This window comes from Coprobacter tertius (genome assembly GCF_024330105.1).
GTDB lineage: Bacteria > Bacteroidota > Bacteroidia > Bacteroidales > Coprobacteraceae > Coprobacter > Coprobacter tertius.
In genome coordinates this window covers 23,846-47,921 of record NZ_JANDHW010000003.1, presented here as the reverse complement: position 1 = coordinate 47,921, position 24,076 = coordinate 23,846, and the positions used below count along the sequence as shown (strand labels likewise).

The 24,076-nt window shown below is 39.6% G+C and carries 20 protein-coding genes and 1 tRNA gene; 8 read left to right on the top strand and 13 right to left on the bottom strand.

What is annotated here, in order from left to right; genetic code table 11:
• Nucleotides 1–95 precede the first annotated feature (95 nt).
• Nucleotides 96–242, bottom strand: coding sequence for a hypothetical protein (locus tag NMU02_RS03680; RefSeq protein WP_255025890.1), 147 nt, complete (start codon nucleotides 240–242; stop codon nucleotides 96–98).
• A gap of 321 nt (nucleotides 243–563) precedes the next feature.
• Here NMU02_RS03680 and NMU02_RS03675 point away from each other — a divergent pair, with 321 nt between their 5' ends.
• Complete coding sequence (locus NMU02_RS03675) at nucleotides 564–707, top strand: hypothetical protein (RefSeq protein WP_255025887.1); 144 nt, start codon at nucleotides 564–566, stop codon at nucleotides 705–707.
• Nucleotides 708–717: 10 nt separating this feature from the next.
• Here NMU02_RS03675 and metH read toward each other — a convergent pair whose 3' ends face one another.
• Nucleotides 718–4,413: a methionine synthase gene (gene metH, locus NMU02_RS03670; protein ID WP_255025885.1), complete on the bottom strand. Its 3,696-nt coding sequence runs from the start codon at nucleotides 4,411–4,413 to the stop codon at nucleotides 718–720.
• A gap of 178 nt (nucleotides 4,414–4,591) precedes the next feature.
• Between metH and NMU02_RS03665 the strand changes: the two genes are divergently transcribed.
• Genes NMU02_RS03665 through NMU02_RS03650 form a run of 4 tightly spaced genes read left to right on the top strand, consistent with a single transcriptional unit; the run spans nucleotide 4,592 to nucleotide 6,782 of the window.
• Nucleotides 4,592–5,125, top strand: a complete 534-nt coding sequence (locus NMU02_RS03665; protein WP_255025884.1) for a GFO_1088 family ECF-type sigma factor — start codon at nucleotides 4,592–4,594, stop codon at nucleotides 5,123–5,125.
• Nucleotides 5,094–5,564: a PG0215 family putative anti-sigma factor gene (locus tag NMU02_RS03660; RefSeq protein ID WP_255025882.1), complete on the top strand. Its 471-nt coding sequence runs from the start codon at nucleotides 5,094–5,096 to the stop codon at nucleotides 5,562–5,564. The genes NMU02_RS03665 and NMU02_RS03660 overlap by 32 nt, the downstream gene beginning before the upstream one ends.
• 13 nt (nucleotides 5,565–5,577) lie before the next feature.
• The gene (locus NMU02_RS03655) at nucleotides 5,578–6,084 is read left to right on the top strand and encodes a DUF4252 domain-containing protein (RefSeq protein ID WP_255025881.1); all 507 of its coding nucleotides are present in this window, start codon (nucleotides 5,578–5,580) and stop codon (nucleotides 6,082–6,084) included.
• A 26-nt stretch (nucleotides 6,085–6,110) separates the two neighbouring features.
• The gene (locus NMU02_RS03650; protein WP_255025880.1) at nucleotides 6,111–6,782 is read left to right on the top strand and encodes a hypothetical protein; all 672 of its coding nucleotides are present in this window, start codon (nucleotides 6,111–6,113) and stop codon (nucleotides 6,780–6,782) included.
• Nucleotides 6,783–6,877: 95 nt separating this feature from the next.
• Here the strand turns inward: NMU02_RS03650 and ruvC are convergent, their stop codons facing one another.
• Nucleotides 6,878–7,438 carry a crossover junction endodeoxyribonuclease RuvC gene (ruvC, locus tag NMU02_RS03645; protein WP_255025879.1) on the bottom strand — a complete coding sequence of 187 codons (561 nt, stop codon included), beginning with the start codon at nucleotides 7,436–7,438 and terminating at the stop codon, nucleotides 6,878–6,880.
• A gap of 2 nt (nucleotides 7,439–7,440) precedes the next feature.
• Nucleotides 7,441–7,746, bottom strand: a complete 306-nt coding sequence (locus NMU02_RS03640) for a DUF4286 family protein (protein WP_255025878.1) — start codon at nucleotides 7,744–7,746, stop codon at nucleotides 7,441–7,443.
• A gap of 118 nt (nucleotides 7,747–7,864) precedes the next feature.
• Here NMU02_RS03640 and NMU02_RS03635 point away from each other — a divergent pair.
• Nucleotides 7,865–7,938: transfer RNA gene (locus NMU02_RS03635), tRNA-Ala, on the top strand.
• 158 nt (nucleotides 7,939–8,096) lie between these two features.
• Here the strand turns inward: NMU02_RS03635 and rodA are convergent.
• The 9 genes from rodA to NMU02_RS03590 all read right to left on the bottom strand — a co-directional run bounded on the left by rodA (nucleotide 8,097) and on the right by NMU02_RS03590 (nucleotide 19,402).
• Nucleotides 8,097–9,548, bottom strand: a complete 1,452-nt coding sequence (gene rodA / locus NMU02_RS03630) for a rod shape-determining protein RodA (RefSeq protein WP_255025877.1) — start codon at nucleotides 9,546–9,548, stop codon at nucleotides 8,097–8,099.
• Nucleotides 9,529–11,391: a penicillin-binding transpeptidase domain-containing protein gene (locus tag NMU02_RS03625; RefSeq protein ID WP_255025876.1), complete on the bottom strand. Its 1,863-nt coding sequence runs from the start codon at nucleotides 11,389–11,391 to the stop codon at nucleotides 9,529–9,531. The genes rodA and NMU02_RS03625 overlap by 20 nt, the downstream gene beginning before the upstream one ends.
• Nucleotides 11,388–11,897 carry a rod shape-determining protein MreD gene (mreD, locus tag NMU02_RS03620; protein ID WP_255025875.1) on the bottom strand — a complete coding sequence of 170 codons (510 nt, stop codon included), beginning with the start codon at nucleotides 11,895–11,897 and terminating at the stop codon, nucleotides 11,388–11,390. The genes NMU02_RS03625 and mreD overlap by 4 nt, the downstream gene beginning before the upstream one ends.
• Entirely contained in the window at nucleotides 11,890–12,735 is an 846-nt protein-coding gene (mreC, locus tag NMU02_RS03615; RefSeq protein ID WP_255025873.1) for a rod shape-determining protein MreC, read from the bottom strand. The genes mreD and mreC overlap by 8 nt, the downstream gene beginning before the upstream one ends.
• Before the next feature lie 109 nt (nucleotides 12,736–12,844).
• The gene (locus tag NMU02_RS03610) at nucleotides 12,845–13,864 is read right to left on the bottom strand and encodes a rod shape-determining protein (protein ID WP_255025872.1); all 1,020 of its coding nucleotides are present in this window, start codon (nucleotides 13,862–13,864) and stop codon (nucleotides 12,845–12,847) included.
• 56 nt (nucleotides 13,865–13,920) lie between these two features.
• The gene (gene purH / locus NMU02_RS03605; protein WP_255025871.1) at nucleotides 13,921–15,444 is read right to left on the bottom strand and encodes a bifunctional phosphoribosylaminoimidazolecarboxamide formyltransferase/IMP cyclohydrolase; all 1,524 of its coding nucleotides are present in this window, start codon (nucleotides 15,442–15,444) and stop codon (nucleotides 13,921–13,923) included.
• Nucleotides 15,445–15,614: 170 nt separating this feature from the next.
• Entirely contained in the window at nucleotides 15,615–17,447 is a 1,833-nt protein-coding gene (locus tag NMU02_RS03600) for a peptidase U32 family protein (RefSeq protein ID WP_255025869.1), read from the bottom strand.
• Nucleotides 17,444–18,361, bottom strand: a complete 918-nt coding sequence (gene metA / locus NMU02_RS03595) for a homoserine O-acetyltransferase MetA (protein WP_255025868.1) — start codon at nucleotides 18,359–18,361, stop codon at nucleotides 17,444–17,446. Before metA ends, NMU02_RS03600 begins: the two co-directional genes overlap by 4 nt.
• A gap of 222 nt (nucleotides 18,362–18,583) precedes the next feature.
• On the bottom strand, nucleotides 18,584–19,402 hold the full coding sequence (locus NMU02_RS03590) for a hypothetical protein (protein ID WP_255025867.1): 819 nt from the start codon (nucleotides 19,400–19,402) through the stop codon (nucleotides 18,584–18,586).
• A 328-nt stretch (nucleotides 19,403–19,730) separates the two neighbouring features.
• On the opposite strand from NMU02_RS03590, the gene NMU02_RS03585 reads away from it, so the two are divergent.
• Entirely contained in the window at nucleotides 19,731–20,174 is a 444-nt protein-coding gene (locus tag NMU02_RS03585) for a hypothetical protein (RefSeq protein WP_255025866.1), read from the top strand.
• A gap of 585 nt (nucleotides 20,175–20,759) precedes the next feature.
• Nucleotides 20,760–24,068 carry a SusC/RagA family TonB-linked outer membrane protein gene (locus NMU02_RS03580; protein ID WP_255025860.1) on the top strand — a complete coding sequence of 1,103 codons (3,309 nt, stop codon included), beginning with the start codon at nucleotides 20,760–20,762 and terminating at the stop codon, nucleotides 24,066–24,068.
• Nucleotides 24,069–24,076: the final 8 nt, after the last annotated feature.

Here is a 24,076-nt window from a genome sequence, read left to right as displayed (position 1 = left end):
ATCAAATTTTTCCGGTTATGAAAGCGGCATGGGAAAGCGTGAAAGAAAACTATCAACATTGGTAAGGTACTTACAACAGTATTTTTTTAATATTCTTACAACCGGCAGTATTCGATATGGCATGGTATCGCATCGTACCCGTCATCATCATTGGGGTTCTCTGCTTTTCTTACCTGTTTGTGTTTAAAATAATTAATATCGACTGTCTGAAAGCCGACAAATATAGCTGGCTTTGGTATCATGCAGTTCACTCACTATTACGATACAAAACCTTCTCAGGCTTTCTATTGGTGTAACGGATGCATATTTTACAGTTTTATTTACAGGCTTTCCCTCATACTCATCGGCTGCCTGCTTAAATTTCCGCTTATTTTATAAGCAAAATAGTCGATTTTACAATACGTCATAAATCCCTTACCCTGCTTCTTATTATTACTCTGCTTTTAACTCCGCTTATCGAAATACACTCTTCTTTTTAAATAGTTGTAAATAAATTATTTACAAGAGAAACACAAGAGTACGACCACCAGCAAAAAGAAGGAATAAAACTGTATGAAAGCCATATGAAATCTATTACAGTAAATTTATTTACTGTAAAACCCGATATGCTTTTTCATATCCATATAACGACCCACAGGCATCACTGGACCAATCAAAGCGTTGCCGAATATTTCGGTAAAAAACAAGCGATATTAAAAGAAAAATAACCTCCTGAATTCACACAGATAACCATTTAAGGGATTCTTCTACCGTCATTCTGCGATGCCCCGCATACCATTTACGCTGTTCTTCATCGATTTTACCGATATGAAAATAAACCGATTGCGGATGAGCAATCATTAATCCCGATACTGTTGAAGCCGGAGACATCGCTCCGTTTTCGGTAAGAGATACGCCTATCTGAGAATAGGGAATCAGCTTTCCCAACTCGAAACTTAACGACTGATCAGGTAATGAAGGATAGGCAATTGCCGGCCGTATCCCCTGATAATGCTCTTTTAATAATTCGGCAGGATCTCCCTCTTCATCCGGTGTATACCCCCACAATTCTTTTCTCACCTTATAATGCAACAATTCTGTCGCAGCCTCGGATAAACGATCTGATAAAGATTGCAACAACAAGGCATTATAACTGTCACCTTGTTTATTATAATAGCTTATGCGTTCTTCAACCGCCTGCCCTGACGTTACTGCAAAAGCACCGACATAGTCCGATTCTCCCTTCTCCGACGGCCTGACAAAATCGGCTAATGAGTAATACGCAGCCTCTGTATTTTTCTTTTCAATCTGTTGTCTGAGACATGGGATAATTACTTCTCTCCCATCCGTCCCTCTCAATGAAATCACACTATCTTTCGAAACCGCTTCAAAAATTCCGTATACAGCTTCCATAGCAACATATTCATCTATCTCGAGTTTATCGAGTAAACGATTAGCCTCTTTATATAACTGCATGGCTTCGGCAGCTTTCGCACGATCTTCCTCAGGAAAAGATGCCAACCAATTTACTTTACAATGTTCACAAGCGTCGATTCCCGAAACAGATGTAAATTTTCCGTTTATACGCCATACATTAAAAAAATATATCCAGTTAATATATTTTCGAACTTCTTGTACCGAAAATTTCAGATGAAAAACTTTTCCGGGAACCGGCGGTTTTACCGGAGTATATGCCTGCCAATCAATTACTATCGCTTTATTACAAGCTTCCGATAAAGGAATAAGTTTCACAGGATCCTCTACCGTACGTCTTAACCGATCCTGCTCTTCCTTAAGTTTATCAAGATAAAACCGACGAGTTTTTTCACTGGCTAATTGAGACGCTACCAAAGGATTCTGCGATGCATCTTTTACATGAATAACCGGTCCGCTATAACGGGGAGCGATTTTAACCGCCGTATGTAATTTAGATGTAGTAGCCCCTCCGATCATAAGAGGTACATGCAAACCAGCTCTTTCCATCTCGTCGGCGACATTACACATTTCCTCGAGAGAAGGAGTAATAAGTCCGCTTAATCCCACATAGTCGACTTTCTCACGTATAGCTGTTTCCACAATCTTCTCGGTAGGAACCATAACTCCTAAATCGATAACATCGTAATTATTACATGAGAGTACGACACCGACAATATTTTTACCAATATCATGAACATCGCCTTTTACCGTAGCGAGTAAATACTTACCGGCTTTAGACGATGCAGATGCATCTTTTTCAGCTTCGATATAAGGCTGCAATATCGCAACCGCGCGTTTCATCGTACGAGCAGTCTTCACAACCTGAGGTAAGAACATTTTTCCCGCCCCAAATAACTCTCCAACCTTATTCATACCGCTCATTAAAGGCCCGTCGATAATCTTAACCGCTTTTCCGTACACCTTCATCGCCTCTTCGAGATCTATTTCAAGGCCATCCGAATGCCCCTTAATCAAAGCATATTCCAAACGTTCATCGAGAGTCATTCCGGCACGTTCGTCTTTTTTTTCTTTTTTCGCAGTTTTATCGGTTTCACCTTTTAATCTATCGGCCAATTCTATAATCCTTTCGGTAGCATCAGAACGCCTGTTAAGAACGACATCTTCAACAATTTCCAATACATCGGCCGGAATATCGTCATACGTTATTGCAGTAGAAGGATTAACAATACCCATATCCATACCATTACGTATAGCATGATACAAAAAAACAGAATGCATCGCTTCTCGTATGTAATTATTGCCCCTGAATGAAAATGAAAGATTACTAACTCCACCGCTCACTTTCGCTCCCGGCAGATTCTTTTTTATCCAAGCAGTAGCTTCGATAAAATCTACGGCATAATTCACATGTTCATCTATACCCGTCGCTATAGCCAATACATTCGGATCGAAAATAATATCCTGCGGATCGAAACCAATCCTTTTAGTAAGCAGGTTATACGCCCGGTGACACACTTCAATTTTACGAGCAAAAGTATCAGCCTGTCCTTTTTCATCGAAAGCCATTACAACGACCGCTGCACCCAAACGTTTTACAGACAAAGCATGTTCGAGGAATACGGCTTCCCCTTCTTTCAGGCTAATAGAATTCACAATCGGCTTTCCTTGCACACATTTTAATCCAGCCTCGATCACTTCCCATTTAGAAGAATCGATCATGACCGGTACCCTTGTAATTTCGGGCTCAGAAGCAATCAGATTCAAAAAATTAACCATTTCTGCCTTGGCATCGAGCATGGCATCATCCATATTTATATCGATCACCTGCGCCCCGTTCTCAACCTGTGAACGGGCAATCTCCAGAGCTTCCTCATACTTTTTCTCGTTAATCAGACGTAAAAATTTACGAGATCCCGCCACATTGCACCGCTCTCCTACATTTACAAAATTATTTTCAGGTTTTACTTCCAACCTTTCCAGCCCCGATAACCATAAACAATCGGGAGGTAGAGCCGGCATACGTATCTCCGCCCTTTCTATCAAAGACGAATAACATGCAATATGATCGGGCGTAGTACCACAACACCCCCCGATAATATTTACCAGACGCTCGTCGATATATTCTTTTATTTGACCCGCCATTTTTTCAGGAGTCTCATCGTATTGTCCGAATCGGTTAGGAAGACCCGCATTAGGATATGCGCTTACGTAACACGGAGCCATAGCCGAGAGCTGTTTCAGATAAGGTTTCATATCTTTAGCACCGAAAGAACAATTAAGACCGATAGAGAATACACCGAAATGCTGCACCGAAGCTATAAAAGCTTCGAGAGTTTGGCCAGAAAGTGTACGACCGCCCGAATCGGCCAACGTTACCGATAACATAACCGGAACCTGAATACCTGTCGACCTCATGGCAACATCGGCAGCATATAGAGCCGCTTTGGCATTTAATGTGTCGAAAATAGTTTCAATCAGCAACAAATCGATCTTTCCCTCTAAAAGGGCGACAATTTGTTCAGTATAAGCAGAAGCCAATTCATCATAAGTCAAAGTCCTGTACGCAGGATTATTTACATCAGGTGACATAGAACAAGTCTTATTGGTAGGCCCTACCGACCCCGCCACAAAACGAGGTTTTAAAGGATCTCGTCCCGTATATTCATCCGCAATTTCACGGGCAATTCGAGCGGCAGCCTTATTTATTTCGGTAACATAAGGTTGCATTCCGTAATCGGCCATCGAAACAGATGTCGCGTTGAAGGTATTCGTCTCGATAATATCAGCCCCCGCCAGAAGATATTTTTCATGTATTTCCCGTATTATTTGAGGACGTGTAAGACACAATAAATCGTTATTGCCTTTTAGCTGAGCCGGAATGTCAGAAAAAAGCGATCCTCGGTAATCGTTCTCGGTAAGATTATATTTCTGAATCATCGTACCCATTGCCCCATCGAGGATTAAGATACGATTTCTGATAATTTCTTCTATTTTCATTTATTTCCTCTTAATTTCAACTTACAAAAATAAAAAATAAAGGAGTATATTCAGCTTATTTATTCAAAAGAAGATTTTTTCGACACAAGATGTAACATTTTAAGAACTGTTCCGTCTTTATAATAAACAAACAGAAACAGAACCAGAGCGATCAGAACCGCAAAAGGTTGGAATCAGTATGACAAGCATCCTATTTTTCAAAGAAAATATTCTTTCATTAAAACAGAAGCTTTTCAGAAAGGCATTTTATATGACTTTTTCTGAGAAAGATGCCGAAGATATCGTTCAGGATGTAATGATGCGTATGTGGGATATTAGAGCAAATTGGTCGATGATAGATAATTTCGAGCACTATTGCATGACCCTCGTTCGTAATTTTACCATAGACCGTATGCGCTCTTTGCAAAACAGATATAAAACAGAAGAAATAAGACTTGATGCCCAAGACAAAAGCCCTTCTCCGGAAGACCGAATAGAACAAAAAGAAACAGAACGAATGGTTCAGAAAATTATCAGGAAATTACCGGAAATCCAGCAAGAAGTTATCCGGTTACGTGAATTCGAAGAGCTTTCATATAAGCAAATATCAGAACAAATGCATATTTCAGAAGATCAGGTAAAAGTAACGTTATATAGAGCTCGTAAAAAAATAAAAGAAATGTACGAAAAATTCAATCAGAATGAACGACCAAGACATAAAAATACTCATTAATAAATATTGGGAATGTAAAACCGATATCGAAGAGGAAAAGATTTTACGATCGTATTTTGCTAAAAATACTTCTCATGAATCATTTCCTCACGATATCGGAAACTGGTTCTCGGCAGCAGATAATATACAGAGAGTCTCGCTATCGGATGAGTTTGACCGGAAAATATTCGAAAAAATTGAGCTGCAGAACAAAAAAAATAAAAAAAAGCGTACGCTCATTTGGTCCGGAGCTATCTCTTTTGCCGCTATCGGATTATTACTCATAACACTTAATATAAAGAACAATTCTCCGGTAAATGAAATGACCCAACAAGAAGCATTCGATACTGCCCGAAATATTCTCTATTTCTCTTCATCGAAAATAAACGAAGCAGAAACAAGAATAACCAAAGAGTTAAATGGCCTGAAATTTATAAGTAAAAATACAGATACCAATTAATAAAATTACAGGTATGAAAAAATTATTTTTTATATTATTGCTCTTATTCCCATTATCACTACAAGCACAGAATGCTGTAAATTTTTTTTTGGATCACGCAGATACCCAGAATCTAACTATTATAAGTTTAGGCGAAAAGTTATTAAAAGCTGCGGCAAATGCTGCGGTAACTACCGATGAAGATAAAAAAATCGCTGCTATACTGAAAGATATCAATAATATTTCTATGGCAAGCGGTATTAAACGGACGAGCCATAACAAAAACTTGATAAAAAAAGCGATAAATAATGCAGAGAGAATTTTATTAATGCAAAAGGATGGCGAAACCGTATCGATATATACCCACGGCAAACAAAATTATATCAGTGAACTTATTATTTTTATAGAATCGAACGATAATATCACATTGATAAGCATTGCCGGAAAATTAAATTTATCTATGCTAAGACAATTAGCAGATAAGTCGAATATCGAAGGGATGAAATACCTGAAAAATATCCCGAACCAAAAAAATAAATAATCTTATAAACTTTAAATTATTCGAATATGAAAAAGCTACTTATGGTTTCAATTGTATTTCTCCTATCCGCAATTACCCTTTCCGCGAAAGGAATTGCTAAAACGTTCCATGAAAAACAACAAGGAATAAGTCCTGCTCTATATCAGCACATTACTGATAAAGATTCATTATTGAACGGTATCACTAAGGAAGAAATGAGTGAAGATGAATATACAAAAACACGCTATCTTTATGAAAATACCGATGAGCTGGATATTTTTTTCGCAATGTTACCTGACGATGATCCATTCGGTTCATTATTTTCCGAAGAATCCCTTCCAGCAGGTATAAAAGACATGAATAATGTACAATATAACATAACCAATACAATCATTTCGAACAATGGCGATACTATATCCAATAATATAAAATCAGGTGAGCTCGATCCTGTAAGAGAAGAGACAAACCGGATAAATAACGAAGCTCTATTAAAGAAACTTTTAAGTAAATACGATAATTTATTACGTTTTCATAAAGATAATATTCAATATTCAGCCTTTAGCAAAGGAAAGAGAAAAACAATCAATAAAATGGTTCTTCTTATAAAGTTCGATAATATGTTTGTGATAATGGAATTTGCCGGTAAATGGAAAGAAAAGAAACTATTGGATATCTTAACCGATGAAGATATAAATATGTTTAAGATAACCGAAAACTAATCGAAATTTTTATCTTTTACGTATTCTATCAGTAAAAACAAATGTAGGTCGTAAAAAATAACTTATCTTTTTTACGACTTACATTACAATATTTCTTACTTTTTTACTTTACCGGGATTTTTAGCCATATAATCTTTCCAGCTCGTATATGTTTTTTCGGACTGAGGGCGGTTGGTCTGAAAAAAATGACATAGCGCAGCTGCCAATCCGTCGGTAGCATCCAGTTGCGGCAACATATTTTCCTCGGGAATGTGCAGCATTCTTTTCAGCATATCGGCAACTTGTTCTTTCGAAGCCCCGCCGTTACCGGTAATCGACATCTTTATTTTCAAAGGAGCGTACTCGGCAATAGGAATATCCCGCGATAATGCCGCCGCCATCGCAACACCCTGAGCTCGCCCCAGTTTTAGCATAGACTGTACATTTTTACCGAAAAAAGGAGCTTCTATCGCCATCTCATCCGGCAAATACTGATCGATAAGACCCAAAACACGTTCGAAAATACGATTTAAACGGAGATAGTGATTATCGAATTTATTTAATTGCAATACTCCCATCGCCATTAATTGAGGCTTGTTATCGAGTACTCTGAGAATACCGTAACCCATCACATTCGTACCCGGGTCTATGCCAATAATTATACGTTCCTTTTCCATTTTTACGCAATAATCTCAAGTAAAGTATTAAATCCGACCACTTTCTCACCGAAACAAGTAACCAACTCTTCTTGCAATATCTTACCCACCTTCTCATACCAAAGAGATAATATTCGGGTATCCTTTACATGAAATTGAAGAGAAAAGCTACTACCCTCATAATCATCCGGTGTAATTACTTTACATAACTGAGGCTCGCTCAACTCACCCCTAATCATAGCCCTGGGGATGTAATTTTCTTTTAACCAAAGGATAAATTCGTCTATTGTTTCTTTATCAACCTGATATGTCGTATTATAAATAATCATAACCGTCGCTATTTATTCTTTCAATCATTTTTACCTACCAAATACAAATTTAAAAAAAGTTTGCGATACCGTTGCATTTTTTCAAAAATGATCGTATCTTTGCACTGCAAAAAACAACGGGGCATTAGCTCATCTGGCTAGAGCGCAACACTGGCAGTGTTGAGGTGAGCGGTTCGAGTCCGCTATGCTCCACAAGCAATGGCCTCATTATAATCAGATAGCAGAAAGTATAAATATTGTCTGCTATTTTTTTATAAAATTCGCTATAGACCTCAAATTTCGAATATCTTACCATTTTACCGGAATACCTAATCTTTCAGAGTAAAAAAACATACCTGAAATAAAATACATCAGTATTTTTCAAGCCGTCCTACATCAATACGCAATAAGATAAAAAGCAAGATAGTAAATCCCCAAAGAGAAGAACCTCCGTAACTGAAAAACGGTAAAGGAATACCGATCACCGGACAAAGTCCGATTACCATACCGACATTTATCGCCAAATGGAAAAACAAAATACTGGCTACGCAATAACCGTACACACGCCCGAAAGCGGTACGCTGCCTTTCGGCAATATATATGATCCTGAATATAAGCGTCAAAAATAGTATTACGACCAATGATGTTCCTAAAAAGCCTTCTTCTTCACCGATCGTACAAAAAATAAAATCGGTATCCTGTTCGGGTACATATTTTAGTTTTGTTTGAGTTCCGTTCAAAAAGCCTTTCCCTAATAATCCGCCCGAACCGATTGCTATTTTCGACTGATTTACATTATATCCCGCACCACGCAAATCTTGTTCCATTCCGAAAGCAACTTTGATACGCATTTGCTGATGAGGTTCCAGTATATTAGTAAATACATAATTTACCGAAAATAAAAATATGACTGATATCAGAGCAAAACTTACAATCATGAGCAAAGAATGTATCCGCATCTGCAAATAAACAAACAGAAGATATATCGCAATTATTACAACATCGGCTAATAGTACATACACCCAATTTATAGAAATACCTAAAAGAGATACAATGTAACAAATAATTGCAGTAACAGCAGTAATAATAAGTGCATTACGCGCAACGAGCCAATCTTTATAATTGACTAACAACATCCCGATCATTACCAAAATAATAAGTGCCAACACCGAGAATTCTCCTACCGACGTAACACCCATAAACATATCGGAATATTTGATACCTACAATAAAATAAATGATAGCGCATAATCCCCCGAAGAGTACGAAACCCGACATCCCCTCCCGATAAAGCATAAAAACAAGTGCAGCATAAACCAGCGCAGTACCGGTTTCTTTTTGTAATATGATAAGCATTATCGGCAACAATATCAACAAGCAGGTCTTCAAAAAATTAACTGGCTTTGTGAGTATAAAATTATAGGAACTGATTAATCGGGCTAAAGCCAATGCCGTGGCAAATTTAGCAAACTCGGCTGCTTGCAGACTCACCGGTCCTAATTTAAGCCACGATCTCGAACCTTTAGTATCTTCAGCTAAAAAAATCGTAGCTACAAGTAAAAGCATCAGAAGAATATATATAAAATAAGCAAGCGCTTCGTACATGCGCGCATCAAGCATTAAAATTACAAATGCGATACAAAACGCCAAACCAATCCATAACAATTGTTTACCCGAACGTTCAGCAAAATCGAAAATACTCGCATTGTCGAAATCATAACTTGCCGCATAGATACTTATCCATCCGGCAAAAATCAAAACAGTATACAGTATTACCGTAAACCAATCGATAGATTTCCATATATTAATTTCCCTTGATCCCACTGAATATAATTGTGTTAGCTTTTAACATATTTTGTTCGATCCACTCCCGTTCTGGTGAAATTTTCCCTTTCAGGTATTTCTCAATCATAAGACTTCCGATAGGCACACCATAAGTCGCTCCAAATCCGGCATTTTCTACATAGACACAAATGGCAATCTTAGGATTATTCATCGGTGCAAATCCCATAAACGCCGAATGGTCTTTACCATGAGGATTTTGTGCGGTACCTGTTTTCCCACACATCTCGATACCCGGAATTGCTCCCATCCGGCATGTTCCTCCTGTCACGGCCATACGCATTCCCTCTACCATGGCTTCGTAATACTGAGGGTCTACCTTCGTGTAATGCTTGGTGGTAAATGCTTTGTCGAGGTTATTATCCTGTATCTCTTTTACAACGTGGGGGGTATAAAAATATCCCCTATTAGCAATCGTTGCCGAAAGATTCGCTATTTGCAATGGGGTAGCTAGTATTTCCCCTTGCCCTATCGCGATCGAAATAATCGTTAACGCGCGCCACCTGTTTTCACCATAAATCTTACTATAATAATTACTATTGGGAATAAATCCGCGACTCTCTCCGGGAAGATCTATTCCCAACCGGTATCCGTAGCCCATCGAAACCATATAATCTTTCCAGATTTCGAATGCCTCCGATGTACTTCGATATTTTTGTCTGTTATCGAGCATAGATTTCAATCCATAACAGAAATAAGCGTTACAAGATGTACGTATTGCCGGTAAAAGACTTAAAGGGGACTCATGCACGTGGCACCCTACCCTTAAACGGCCGGATATAAACCCATGATAACAAGGATACATCGTTCCTGTAGAAATTATTCCCTCTTGCAGATAGATAAGGCCCTGTGTAGGTTTAAATGTAGAACCGGGAGGATAAGTCGCCATAATCGCTCTATCATACAACGGTTTATACGGATTACGGTTTAAAGCCAGATAATTCTTGCCTCGTTCCCGCCCGATCAGGGAAGAAGGATCATAACCCGGACTCGATACCAAAGCCAGCACTTCACCTGTCGAAGGCTCTATAGCCACAATGGCTCCGATCTTGTTTTTCATCAGCTTCTCCCCGTATTCCTGTAATTCTACATCGATTGACAGTTTCAGATTTTTTCCAGAAACAGGAGATTCGTCATATATACCGTTCTCAAAACGACCTTTTATACGTCCGTGAGCATCGCGTAAGAGAATTTCCACCCCCTTCTCTCCACGAAGATACTTTTCGTAAGACTTCTCTACTCCAAGGTCTCCGGTATAATCTCCGCGAATGTAATAATCGTCATTTTCTATATCGCGAAGCGATACTTCCCGTATATTTCCCAATATATTGGCCCCACTGTTATAAGTATATTGACGCAACATACGATTCTGGATAAAAAAACCGGGAAATTTATATAGTTTCTCCTGCAACCTGCCATAATCCTGTGCAGAGAGTTGTGAAATAAACGTTTGAGGTGTATAAGCCGAATAACCAGGATTGAGACGCCGATCTTTTACCATAGCGATACGGCGGTGAAACTGCTCTTTTGTTATTCCTATCGTATTACAAAAATCGAGTGTATCGAAAGGTTGTACCTCACGCATAATCATCATTATATCATACGCCGGCTGGTTATATACAAGCAGTTTATCGTTGCGGTCATAAATAAGACCGCGCGAAGGGTATTGTATTTTTTTTAAAAATGCATTGCTGTCGGCAAAAGTCTTATAATCGTTATCAGGAACTTGCAACAAAAACAATCGTATGAGATATATCAATCCAACCAGTAGCATAGTGCCACCGATAACAAACTTCCGCTTCTCGAGATTGTAATCGTTTTTCACTTCTTCTTAGGATTTAAACTATCGATTGCCCATATAAGCAGGAATGTAAAAGCCGCACTCGATAACATTCTTATCAATAACTTCAATGGATTAAAGAACTGGAAAGCCTCGATCGTAAACAACACAAAACAAAATACCGATACCGAACAGGCGACATAACTGATAAAGTATCCGAAACCAAACGAACGGGAAGAGGGTATGACCGAAACCGCCTCATCGGTATGAGGCAATATCACATTTATCAAAGGTTTGCGTACGAATGCAAGTGTCGTCGCGGCTAAAGCATTCATCCCTGGAGTATTGCAAAATATATCGATCATAAGACCCATTATAAAAGAGATTGTCATTACTGTATTAGTAGGCATAAGAGAAGGCAAACGCAAAATAAACCAGATATAAAGAAAAGGTGTGGCATAACCCAACAGAGCCATATCCTTTAGCACAACTACCTGTAACACAACCAGGAAAACAAAAGAGAAAACGTATGTCAATATCGTTTTAGTCATTCTGTACGGCTTTTTCTAATGATTTTCGTTCTTTCTGATCTTTTATTTCTATAATACGTACATCATTTAAACGGAAAAAATCGGTCGATAATTTCACTTTCAATGCATAAAAATTATCATTTTTCTGTTTCGAGAAATCAGAAACGGTTCCTACCATTATCCCTTCCGGGAAAACAGCAGAGTAACCGCTGGTAACAATCGTATCGCCTTTTTCAAAATTAACATGGCGTGGCAATTCTTCCAATATAGCATATCGGGCATCGTTTCCATCCCATACGAGAGAACCGAAATAACCACTACCTTTTACCTTGCAACTGAGCCTTAATTTCGGATTCAACAAAGAAATAACCTGTGCATGATGATCCGAAACTACATTTACAATGCCGACAACTCCATTTTGATCCACCACTCCCATTTCGGGATGAACGCCGTCTTTACAACCCTTATTCAACGTAATATAATTCTGCGATTTCGTTACACTGTTATCTGCCACCTGAGCGATCACAAAATCATAATCATTATATACCGAATCGGCTTCACGCCGCACAGACATAGAGTCCCCTTCAAGCGATCGTATTTTATCTCTTAAATTTGCGACTTCCATTTCGAGAGCACCGTTCCGTTTTTGCAAATCGAGATTGATTTCCCGTAAACCGAAATACCCGGTAATATTCCCCTTTACCGAATATAGTTCTCCAGCCAAATCATTAGCCGAACTGAAAAATACACTCTGCTGGTAAGGATTGAATCTGAAAAGCAATACCAGACAAATGATAACATAAAATATGTACACCAGCCAGGGACTATGCTTTATCAAGAAATATATCAGTTTACGCATAAAACAAATGCTTGCTATGGTAATTACTACGAGTTACAGGTTATTCCGTCCGCTAAAAGTATAACCTGTAACTCGTAAAATATAAAATTCCAGTAACACCCTCTTTCCCTTAACGTATGAGGAAAGAAAATTTATCGATATTCTTTAGTGCGATGCCCGTACCCTTAGCCACTGCATGCAAAGGATCTTCTGCAATATGGAAAGGTATGCCGATCTTATCGGTCAGACGTTTATCGAGACCTCTCAGCAAAGCTCCTCCTCCGGCCAAGTATATTCCATTACGTACGACATCGGCATATAATTCGGGGGGAGTCTGTTCGAGGGCGCTCAACACGGCCGCTTCAATCTTCGAAATCGACTTCTCTATACAATGAGAAATCTCCTGATAGGAAACAGGAACTTCCATCGGCAACGCGGTCATTTGATTCGGTCCGTGTACAATATAATCTTCGGGAGGATTTTCAAGTTCGGTAAGAGCCGAACCTACATTTATTTTTATCATTTCGGCTGTACGTTCACCCACCTTCACATTGTGCTGACGACGCATATATTCCTGTATATCGGCTGTAAGATCGTCTCCGGCAATACGAATCGAATTATTAGAAACGATTCCTCCGAGAGAAATAACAGCAATTTCGGTAGAACCACCTCCTATATCCACAATCATATTCCCTTCAGGAGCCTCAACATCCAGCCCTATACCTATCGCAGCAGCCATCGGTTCATAAATCATATATACGTCACGGCCGCCGGCATGTTCCGATGAATCCCTTACGGCACGAATTTCGACTTCGGTACTTCCCGAAGGAATCCCTACAACCATACGCAACGAAGGAGCAAACCAAGGGCTTTTGGAACTCACCATTTTCACCATACCTCGTATCATTTGTTCTGCAGCATAAAAATCTGCAATCACACCATCTCTTAACGGGCGTATGGTTCTTATGTTTTCATGGGTTTTACCATGCATCTGACGAGCTTTTTCTCCAACAGCCAACAGCTTATCTGTACGTTTGTCGAGGGCGACTACCGAAGGCTCGTCAACAACCATTTTACCGTTGTGCATGATAATGGTATTAGCGGTTCCCAAATCGATAGCAATCTCTTGTGTAAAAGAAAATAATCCCATTTTATTTTTCTGTTATAAATTAATTCATTTTGCCGGTATCAGGAAATTCCGGTCTTTTAATGTTTAAAATGGCGGAATCCGGTCATTACCATCGCAACTCCATTTTCGTTGCAATAATCGATCGAAAGATTATCTTTCACCGATCCGCCGGGCTGTATTACTGTATCTATACCTTCTTTATGAGCAATCTCTACACAATCGGGAAATGGGAAAAAAGCATCAGATGCCATAACAGCACCATTCAAATCGAAACCGAAAGATTTCGCTTTTTCTATCGCCTGTTTCAACGCATCTACCCGAGAGGTTTGACCGACTCCGCTTGCGTACAGTTGTTTACCTTTAGCCAGCACAATCGCATTCGATTTGCTATGCTTAACGATTTTATTCGCAAATAACAAATCCTCAATCTGATCGGCATTTACCATTTTTTCGGTAACCGGTTTCAACTCTTCGGGAATTTCCCGATGTAAATCACGATCCTGCATAAGAACCCCATTGAGTAAAGAACGAACCTGCTTTTCCTGTAAATTCGAATCTTTCTGTATCAGGATTATCCGATTTTTCTTTTGTGTCAGTATCTCGATAGCCGACATATCATAGTCTGGAGCAATAATTACTTCGAAAAACAATTTATTTATCTCTTCTGCAGTTTCTTTATCCACAACTCCGTTAGTTACCAAAACTCCACCGAATGCCGATACGGGATCTCCAGCCAATGCCGCTTTCCAGGCTTCCAACATCGTAGGCCGAGAAGCGATACCGCACGCATTATTATGCTTTAAGATAGCAAATGTAAGATCGTCGAATTCAGATATAAGAGACACGGCTGCATCTATATCAAGCAGATTATTATACGAAATTTCCTTTCCCTGTAATTGCTCGAACATTTCATCAAAGTTACCAAAGAAATAACCTTTTTGATGAGGGTTCTCACCATAACGCAATACTTTGGCATTATCTTTAGCCATACGGAAATAACTACCTGCTCCGTTATCGAAATAATTGAATATAGCGGTATCATAACCCGAAGAAACGGCAAAAGCTTCTTTGGCAAACCATTTTCGATCTTCGATCGTAGACTCCGCCCCTTTTTCGTTAAGTAGATCCATTAAAGGTCCGTACTGAGCCTTAGATGCTACGATAATCACATCTTTAAAATTTTTTGCGGCTGCACGTATCAAAGAGATACCGCCTATATCTATTTTTTCAATAATTGCACTTTCATCAGCACCCGAAGCCACTGTTTCTTCAAAAGGATACAAATCGACAATTACCAAATCGATTTCAGGAATTTCATATTGTGAAATCTGCTGTAAATCATCCTCTATCTCCCGACGGCACAATATACCGCCGAAAACTTTCGGATGTAAAGTTTTTACCCTGCCTCCCAATATCGAAGGATAACCTGTAAGGCTCTCTACCGAACGGCAAGGAATTCCCAAAGATTCTATAAATGATTGCGTACCTCCGGTAGAAATAAACTCTACTCCTTCACTCTGCAATTTCTTCAAAATCTCATCCAAACCATCCTTGTGATATACCGAAACTAATGCGGTCTTAATTCTCTTGTTTTCAGACATATATATAATTTTAGCATTCTCAAAATGCAAAAATACGAAATTATGTGCTTGTATTCTACTGATAAGAAGAAAGTTTTTCAAAAAAAAATAAGCCGAACTCCTCTTTTTTAAAAGATTAACAAATTGGGAACTCGGTAAAACCTTTTCTATTCATCAAAATTATATAAAACTCAGAAATCAGAAGCTTTATATATACGCATTCCGCAACTTTTACAATCGAATTCAAGCTGTAAATCGATCTCCTTATAGGATAATCTCAAGGGTTCAACAGGCAATTCTCCTTTTTTCCCTTGTTTGGGACACCAACCCATCATATATTTTATACAATATCGGGTAAACATTAGCGGAACATCCTTTACCGGCATTATTTCATAAGCCGGCTCAACATTCTTTACACCATACTGTTTATAAAAAGATACTGCCTCTCGATTTGCCACATTTCCCAAATAAGTAAGATTTTCATGGGAGAAAATAAGATCCTTTTTCCTTTCTCGTCGCTTTTCACTCCGATGCGATAATAACCTCACACTAATCAGTTTTTCAACAACATCTCGTCGCATATCAGCCAACAAGGATGAAGGTATAAATATCGGGATACCAGTCTCAATCACTATATTTTCTGCACGAAAAACTGTATCGCCCAATTTTGATAACTGTTTACGTTGATTTTCTTCTTGCGGAGTTCGGGCCGGCTCAAGGACACACTTACGAGTTACCACGGCTGACAGACCCGTTTCATCAGTCATTTCGAGAGCAAGACCAAAAGGTATTCTATATAACCTTATATCGACTCGTATCGTTCTTTCTGCAGATTTGCGGGATAGTATTTTTTCAAATGCCTGATCATAATTTCGATATAATACAGTCTTCGGGTGAATACAAGGCATTTCGGAAGGAAATATACGATTCCCTTCCGCCCGGTTTATTCTGAATCCCTCGAAAATACCTTTATCGTTACGGAAACAAAAGCCATCACCATTGGAAAAAGACGCTGTCCCCGATACGACTATAGAATTACCCAAAATACTTTTTACTATACCTACCGGCTCTCCTATCGATTTAGGAGTATCGGGAAAAGATACCGGATCGGGAGTACGACCATCAACATAATAACGAGTAAAACCCCGATTAAAACTCTTGGCCGGATTCGGGTCGAAATTTAATGCGACACAGCCCACAGAGGAAGGCTGGTATTCGAATCTACGACTAAAAATTTCATCTAATTTACGTCGATAATACGCCGTTATATTTTTCACATAAGAAATATCTTTCAAACGCCCTTCAATCTTCAACGAAGATACTCCGGCATCAAGTAACTGTTCTAAACGATCGCTTAAATTAAGGTCTTTCAACGAAAGCAAATGCCTATCTTTTGCCCAAACACGTCCCGAGGCATCAGTCAATGTATAAGGCAACCGGCAATACTGCGCGCATTCGCCCCGGTTAGCACTGCGCCCGCTTAAAGCATGGCTCAGATAACATTGTCCGCTATATGATACACAGAGAGCTCCATGTATAAAGAACTCCAACGGAACATCGGTTACATCATGTATTTCTCTTATTTTGTCAATCGACAACTCTCGGGCAAGAACCACCTGAGAAAAACCGACCGCCTCTAAAAATTTTACTTTTTCAGGCGTACGATTATCGGTTTGTGTACTGGCATGAAGGGGTATCGGAGGAAGATCGAGCTGCAATAGTCCCATATCCTGAACAATTAGGGCATCAGCTCCGGCATGATACAAATCGTAAACAATGCGACGAGCCTCCTCCAGTTCCTCATCCCGCAAAATCGTATTTAACGCGACATAAACTTTTGCTCCGAAAAGATGAGCATAACGAGATAAACGTTCGATATCACCAATACTGTTACCCGCTGCCGAACGAGCACCGAAACGTGGAGCACCTATATACACTGCATCAGCCCCATGGTTGATCGCCCCAATTCCTATCTCGGCATTTTTAGCGGGCGAAAGTAATTCGATATATCGTTGTCCGATCATCTGATATCTCGTATGTCGTAAGGTGTTTGCTGATAGACAAAATAATTGAGCCAATTGGAAAACAGCAGATTAGCATGTCCCCTCCATTTGACTATAGGTCCTTTGCCAGGATCATCATCCAGATAATAATTACGCGGAAGATCAATGGGCAATCCTTTCCCCAAATCACGCCGATATTCCGTATCGAGTGTTAATGGAGAATATTCGGAATGACCAGTAATAAAAAACTCACGTCCACCTCGTGCCATTACGATATAAACCCCCGACTCTTCTGATTCGGACAATAGTGTAAGATCCTTTACTTTCAATATATCTTCTTTTCTTATTTCGGTATGACGACTGTGGGGAACATAAAATTCATCATCGAATCCCCTGAAAATCGGGTTTTGCGAATCGTTTACCGTATGTCTGAAAACTCCGAACATTTTTTTAGGGAGAGAGTATTTAGGAACCCCATAAAAATGATACAAACCGGCCTGTGCTGCCCAGCAAATATACAAGGTCGATGTAACATGAGAACGGGCCCAATCGAAAATAACCTCGATTTCTTTCCAGTAATCTACCTCTTCATAAGCAATCAGCTCAACTGGTGCTCCCGTGATAATCATACCATCATAAGTCTCATCTCTTATTTCATCAAAATCTTTGTAAAACGCCAGCATATGCTCTATGGGCGTATTTTTCGGAGTGTGTTCCGATGCTTTAAGCAGATCGATTTCTACCTGTAACGGGGTATTCGACAGTAACCTTATCAAATCGGTTTCCGTAGTAATTTTCAAAGGCATCAAATTCAGAATAACGATACGTAAAGGACGTATGTCCTGAGCAGACGCCTGCCGGTCATCCATTACAAATATATTCTCGGTTTTCAGCAGCTCTACTGCAGGTAATTCTGCCGGAATGTTTAATGGCATAATGTTTCCCTCCTCATGATTTCAATAAGTGTGTACAAAGATAAGGATAAAAAATGAGACTATGAGCAAATCGACGCTACGAAGGCTTCGATAACAACGCTTCCGAGGCACTATATTTATACCGTATACATACGGTTTACTCAATTACATTCCTTATTAACGAAAACAATATCACCCCTAAATAAAGCAAGCTTCGCTTTCAGGCCGCAAAAAAACAGACTTTTAATCTACGGTTAATTCGGAAGTTCCCTGCCCGCTGATCTTGGCCCGCTCCCACAACTCCTCGAATCCCTCGATTCCGTAATAGTTTTTGCGTTTAAACTCAGCGTCGTATTCATCGCGGTTCCGGGCCACCATGTAGAACGCCGCCATATTCGTTTTCTCATGGTCCTGCATGTGAAGATCTGTCCAATATAACAACCGGGCTACGACTTCCGCCTGTTCGGCAAAAGTCCAGAAAATCAAAGCCCGGTTTTCCGAGAATTGCTCATAACCCTCGTCTGGTATCATGCAACCTTCGTACGAACCCTCGTACGCTATATAGTCCAGATACTCGGACACGTTAGCCAACCAATAGTCATCCGGCGATTCGTCGTACAGTTCCAGTACCTCGCTGTTAAAATGCAGTTGGCCCTCGTAATCGCGATGGGTCAGGATACCACTGAATGCCAGAAAATTATTTACCCGTTCCCTCAACCAGTCTTTCTTATGTTCCGTATTGTCAAGCACCCACTTCAACAGCTCCTTATCTTTGACATATCCGTATGTTCGCACCAACTGGAACAAAAACGGTTTATCGTTGAGCTTGAGCCAAGTAAAACTGGCCGGACTGCCGAAAAATACATACTGATTTGCGTGGTAAAAGTTAGGAACCATGTCAAGGGAGTCGAGGAGTACTTTTCGGTCTTTCACCTTGAAAACCAGATCGAGATCGGGACGGTACTGCGTGAAAATATGATAGTCGCTGAAAATGTAAAGCCCGTCGTGATCCTGAAATCCATACTCATTAAAAGTGAGATCAAAATAATCGCCGTAAGCCAATGGGTTGTTTTCATTTTTCTGTTATTTTACAAAATCCTTTATTCTTTCTTATCACGTGTACCTCGAAAAGTGATGCGGTTTCCGCCTGGTTCAACATTTTAGGAATTCACAAAATATACATAAAATCCTATATTTATTCTTTATTTAATCCATAATAGTATAGTTTTATTATATTTTATTTATATTTATCATTATAAGGACTAAAAACCAAAAGAACATTTCGAAAAATCAGATTCGAAAGAATATGGATATCAAGACAACCGTCTGCTATAAATGAAAAATTTGTATCTTTAATATTTCTAGACCATAACTTAATTATTTGAAGTAGATGAAAAAACTACTGATTTCGATCATATTGGGAATTCTTGTTTTAGAGCCACGGCTCAAAAAACCGTTTGCAACGTCTACACGCGAACGATCGACACAGATAAAAGCACAACATGGTGGTATTATAACAAAAATGCAGACGAAGAGCAACCCCGTTCGGGGATACCGCAAAGTCTGCTTCGGGGACCATTATCTGGTATGGCGCTTCAAAAAAGGCATTCCCAAGCCGGGGATCATTGAGTCTTACTATAACGACGAAACACCCCACGACATAATGGTGTATAACGACCGGGAGAGCCAAACGGAACGTTTATCTACTATTACCCCAACGGCAAGCTCAAAAGCCACATCGTCTGGCGGAACGGTATCGCCGACGAGGCTCTTAGCGGGAAATCCGTTTTTTATTACAAGATGGACGTGCCGGTATATGGCCACCCACCCTTAAGAACCGGGCACCCCGACAGAAAGCATACTCACCGCTTCACTCAACGGAAAACCGCTGATCTTCATTTTGGCAAAAACATTTAAAAGAGGCACCCTGACGCCTAATACCACAATGAAAATTTCTTTCCATGCCTCTGCCTCTAAAGTTATAGAATCAACTGAAATACCGATAATTTCAAGATAAAAATACTTATATAAAAAAAATCAGATAGCTTTCATTATGGACTAAAAAATCATTAAATACGACCTTAAAGTCGTTGATTTTATTTTTTTACACTACTAAAACCAATAAAAAACACTAAAATACGGCAAAAGGACATCCTGCATATTTATTTTTTATCTATTTTTGCCTTCGGATAAATATATTGCATACGAGATAATGAAAATCTAAAAAAGACAATTTTTATCAATTTACAAACAAGAGTATTACCAAAATTATTAACGGCATCATTTGAGTTTCCGTTCATTTCCAACCGATTTATACAATATAATCTAAATTCTAATACAGACACAATGCCTGCATTGGGATCATTTATTGTGTAAATGCCGGAGCCGGAAATAATAACAAGACTTAAACCACAAAACAATGAAACATCTTCTTTTTTTGCTTTTTGTTTTCACTCCTGCTTTATCGTGGTCACAAATCGATACCCGCACGATTACCGGGACGATTACCGACGCACAAACAAACGAACCGCTAACAGGAGCAACTGTGTTTATCGACCCTGAAGCCAAAGAATACAAAGATTATACCCCACAGGGTGCTGTCGCTGACATCGACGGACATTTTTCGTTTAAGTTACCGGCAGGAGTAAAACACGTCATTGTAAGCTATTTAGGGTATAAATCGGAAAAAGTAAACATTTCCGGTAAAGATAATTTCCGGATAAAACTCGGTACCGACATCCATCAACTTAACGATGTAGTCGTAACCGGATACCAACGTATCGAACGCCGAAAATTAACATCTTCGATTGCCAAAATCGATGCAGACGAGATACAACAGATCGGCGTTTCGGGAATCGACCAACTTCTCGAAGGACAGATTGCAGGTTTAGTCTCTACTCCCCTTTCCGGTTCTCCCGGTGGAGCCAATCGAATACGTATTCGCGGAACCGCATCTCTTTCGGGAACCGTCGATCCATTATGGGTCGTAGACGGGATGCCGCTCGAACAGGAAGATATTCCCAGCAACTTTTCCGACAAAGATAATATAGACAATCTGACCAATTCTTCTATCGCCGGTCTCAACCCCGATGATATACAAGATATTACCATACTTAAAGACGCTGCAGCTACAGCCATATACGGAGCCCGTGCCGCAAACGGAGTTATCGTTATTACCACTAAAAAAGGAAAAGCAGGTAGCTTGAAAGTAAATGTAAATGCCGCAACGTTCATTTCTACCAAACCCGATTTCGATCGTTTGAACCTGATGAATGCTAATGAAAAAGTAAACTTCGAACTCGCTCTCGCAGCCAATCCCGAATTACAATACCGGACAGAAAAAGGAGATATAGGACGCATTCTGAAAAAATACGGCGTACTCGGCAATTACGACGGAAACTTTGCATCTCTACCCGCAGATGCTCAAAAAGAAATAAACGCATTACGGTTCTCCGGTGACAACTGGGGTGACCTCCTGTACCGAACCGCTATCAACCAACAATACGGTCTCAGTATATCCGGAGGTACCGACCGAATAAATTACTATTTTTCAGCCGGATACTATAACGAACAAGGAACGACAAAAGGCACCGGCTTCGATCGTTTCAACCTAAGTATGAATACCGGCATCAAAATTACCAAAGACCTTACGTTCAGCATCGGTTTATTCGGAAACCAGAGCAAACGTTCATCTTATATTTCAGATACCGACGCTTTCACCAACCCGGCACGTTACACCCGTAATGTAAATCCATACCTTACGGTTTACGATGCATCGGGACAATATGTTTATGATCCTGATATAGATGGTTACAGCGACCGGTATGTACCTTTTAATTTCATTGAAGAATCGAAAAATACGAATTACGAACTAAAAAACAGTTCGTTTAAATCGGTCTTCAACCTCGAATACAAAATTATACGAGGACTTAAGATAGAATCGCAACTGGGATTACAGCTCGATAAAACCGGTACCGAAAAATTCGCAGCTAAAGAAACCTATTTCACAAGAAAATACCGTGAAAAAACCCGTTATACCGATAAAGAAGATAATTCACTCAAGTATTTCTTACCTGAGGGCGGAATCATTCAAAACTGGAATACCGATTTTTTCCAGTATAACTGGCGTACACAAGCTCAGTATCAGAAATCATTTCTACAAAAACATGATTTTGATGTTATGATAGGTATAGAAATGCGGGGAAATCAAAATACGCAGATACATACCAAAGGTTTCGGGTTCGACGAAAGAACCCTGACTACCCAACCGATTGTATTTCCTGCAACCAGTACCGAAAAAAACAATGCCCTATATCAGCAATACAAAAAAGGCTTTGTCGAAAACCGATTCTTGTCTTATTACGGAACATTCTCCTATACATACGATAACCGATATACGGCTTTCGGAAGCGTTCGCTTCGACGGTTCAAATTTGTTTGGTGTAGACCCCAAATACCGATACCTTCCTTTATGGTCGGCTTCCGCAGCCTGGAATATCAACAGAGAGGAATTTTTACAAGACGTTAATTGGCTCTCGAATCTGAAGCTTCGGGCTTCCTATGGCCTGCAAGGTAATATCGACAAAAATACATCCCCTTACGTTATGGGAGAATGGAATAATACCACGATTCTGCCGGATAACAACGAACAAGTCATTACGGTTACTTCTCCTCCTAATCAGAAATTACGCTGGGAAAAAACAGCCAATTATAACGTAGGTCTCGATTTCGGTATATTAGACGGAAGAATAAATATAACAGCTGAAGGATATTACCGAGACAGCCGAGACCTCATCGGTTTACGCACGCTACCTCAGGAAAACGGCTTCATTTATACCAATATGAACTGGGCTCGGGTAACCAATAAAGGATTCGAAATTTCCCTTTCGACGATAAATATACAAAACCGACATTTCAGATGGAGCACCGACTTTAATATTTCCCGCAATATCAGCAAAGTAGAACGCATCAACATCAAAGAAAATTCCTATACTCCCTCATTAGAGGGATACCCTGTGAATGCTGTATTCGCACTGAAAACAGCAGGCCTCGACGAGCAAGGTTTACCCATGTTCTGGAAAGACGGAAAAAAAGTTTCTTATACCGAATTCTTCGATCTGAAAGAAGGAATGTGGGGCACGGTAGAATCTGGGCTTTCGGCAGATGAATACCGAAAACTTTTCACTTATGCCGGAGATAACGACCCGAAATTCAGCGGAGGATTTATCAACAGATTCAATTACCGGGATTTCGATCTTACGATCTCTTGTAGTTTCAATATTAAACAAACCGTAAGAGCTGATGCATTTTATGACCCGACTAAAGTTGATCCGGGTATGAATTACACAAAAGAAATCCTGAATGCCTGGTCACCACAGAATCCCGGAGGAAAATATCCCGCATTATTGGGAAGCGGAAGTACTGGCAATGCCAAATATGCCTACGACTGGATCAACGGAATGGATCCCGGCAATTCATTCCGGTATCTCGATTTTTGGGTAAAAGACATCAGCTATCTCCGTGTGAGCAGTATAAGACTGGGATACACACTTCCTCAATCGATTCTGAAGAAAACATTTATTTCTTCTGCCAGAGTGAATGTAGAAGCTCGTAATCCTTTTGTATTCGGTACGAATTATAAAGGGTATTTCGATCCCGAACTCTACGGAAGTCTTTATGCACAACCTTTGGCCAGAACATTTTCAGTAGGTGTAAATCTTTCCTTTTAATCTGTTAA

Coding starts and splice junctions, on each gene's coding strand:
- NMU02_RS03680 (WP_255025890.1), bottom strand. CDS start 242: ATGATACCAAAGCCAGCTATATTTGTCGGCTTTCAGACAGTCGATATT.
- NMU02_RS03675 (WP_255025887.1), top strand. CDS start 564: ATGAAATCTATTACAGTAAATTTATTTACTGTAAAACCCGATATGCTT.
- metH (WP_255025885.1), bottom strand. CDS start 4,413: ATGAAAATAGAAGAAATTATCAGAAATCGTATCTTAATCCTCGATGGG.
- NMU02_RS03665 (WP_255025884.1), top strand. CDS start 4,592: ATGACAAGCATCCTATTTTTCAAAGAAAATATTCTTTCATTAAAACAG.
- NMU02_RS03660 (WP_255025882.1), top strand. CDS start 5,094: ATGAACGACCAAGACATAAAAATACTCATTAATAAATATTGGGAATGT.
- NMU02_RS03655 (WP_255025881.1), top strand. CDS start 5,578: ATGAAAAAATTATTTTTTATATTATTGCTCTTATTCCCATTATCACTA.
- NMU02_RS03650 (WP_255025880.1), top strand. CDS start 6,111: ATGAAAAAGCTACTTATGGTTTCAATTGTATTTCTCCTATCCGCAATT.
- ruvC (WP_255025879.1), bottom strand. CDS start 7,438: ATGGAAAAGGAACGTATAATTATTGGCATAGACCCGGGTACGAATGTG.
- NMU02_RS03640 (WP_255025878.1), bottom strand. CDS start 7,746: ATGATTATTTATAATACGACATATCAGGTTGATAAAGAAACAATAGAC.
- mreD (WP_255025875.1), bottom strand. CDS start 11,897: ATGACTAAAACGATATTGACATACGTTTTCTCTTTTGTTTTCCTGGTT.
- mreC (WP_255025873.1), bottom strand. CDS start 12,735: ATGCGTAAACTGATATATTTCTTGATAAAGCATAGTCCCTGGCTGGTG.
- NMU02_RS03610 (WP_255025872.1), bottom strand. CDS start 13,864: ATGGGATTATTTTCTTTTACACAAGAGATTGCTATCGATTTGGGAACC.
- purH (WP_255025871.1), bottom strand. CDS start 15,444: ATGTCTGAAAACAAGAGAATTAAGACCGCATTAGTTTCGGTATATCAC.
- NMU02_RS03600 (WP_255025869.1), bottom strand. CDS start 17,447: ATGATCGGACAACGATATATCGAATTACTTTCGCCCGCTAAAAATGCC.
- metA (WP_255025868.1), bottom strand. CDS start 18,361: ATGCCATTAAACATTCCGGCAGAATTACCTGCAGTAGAGCTGCTGAAA.
- NMU02_RS03585 (WP_255025866.1), top strand. CDS start 19,731: ATGAAAAAACTACTGATTTCGATCATATTGGGAATTCTTGTTTTAGAG.
- NMU02_RS03580 (WP_255025860.1), top strand. CDS start 20,760: ATGAAACATCTTCTTTTTTTGCTTTTTGTTTTCACTCCTGCTTTATCG.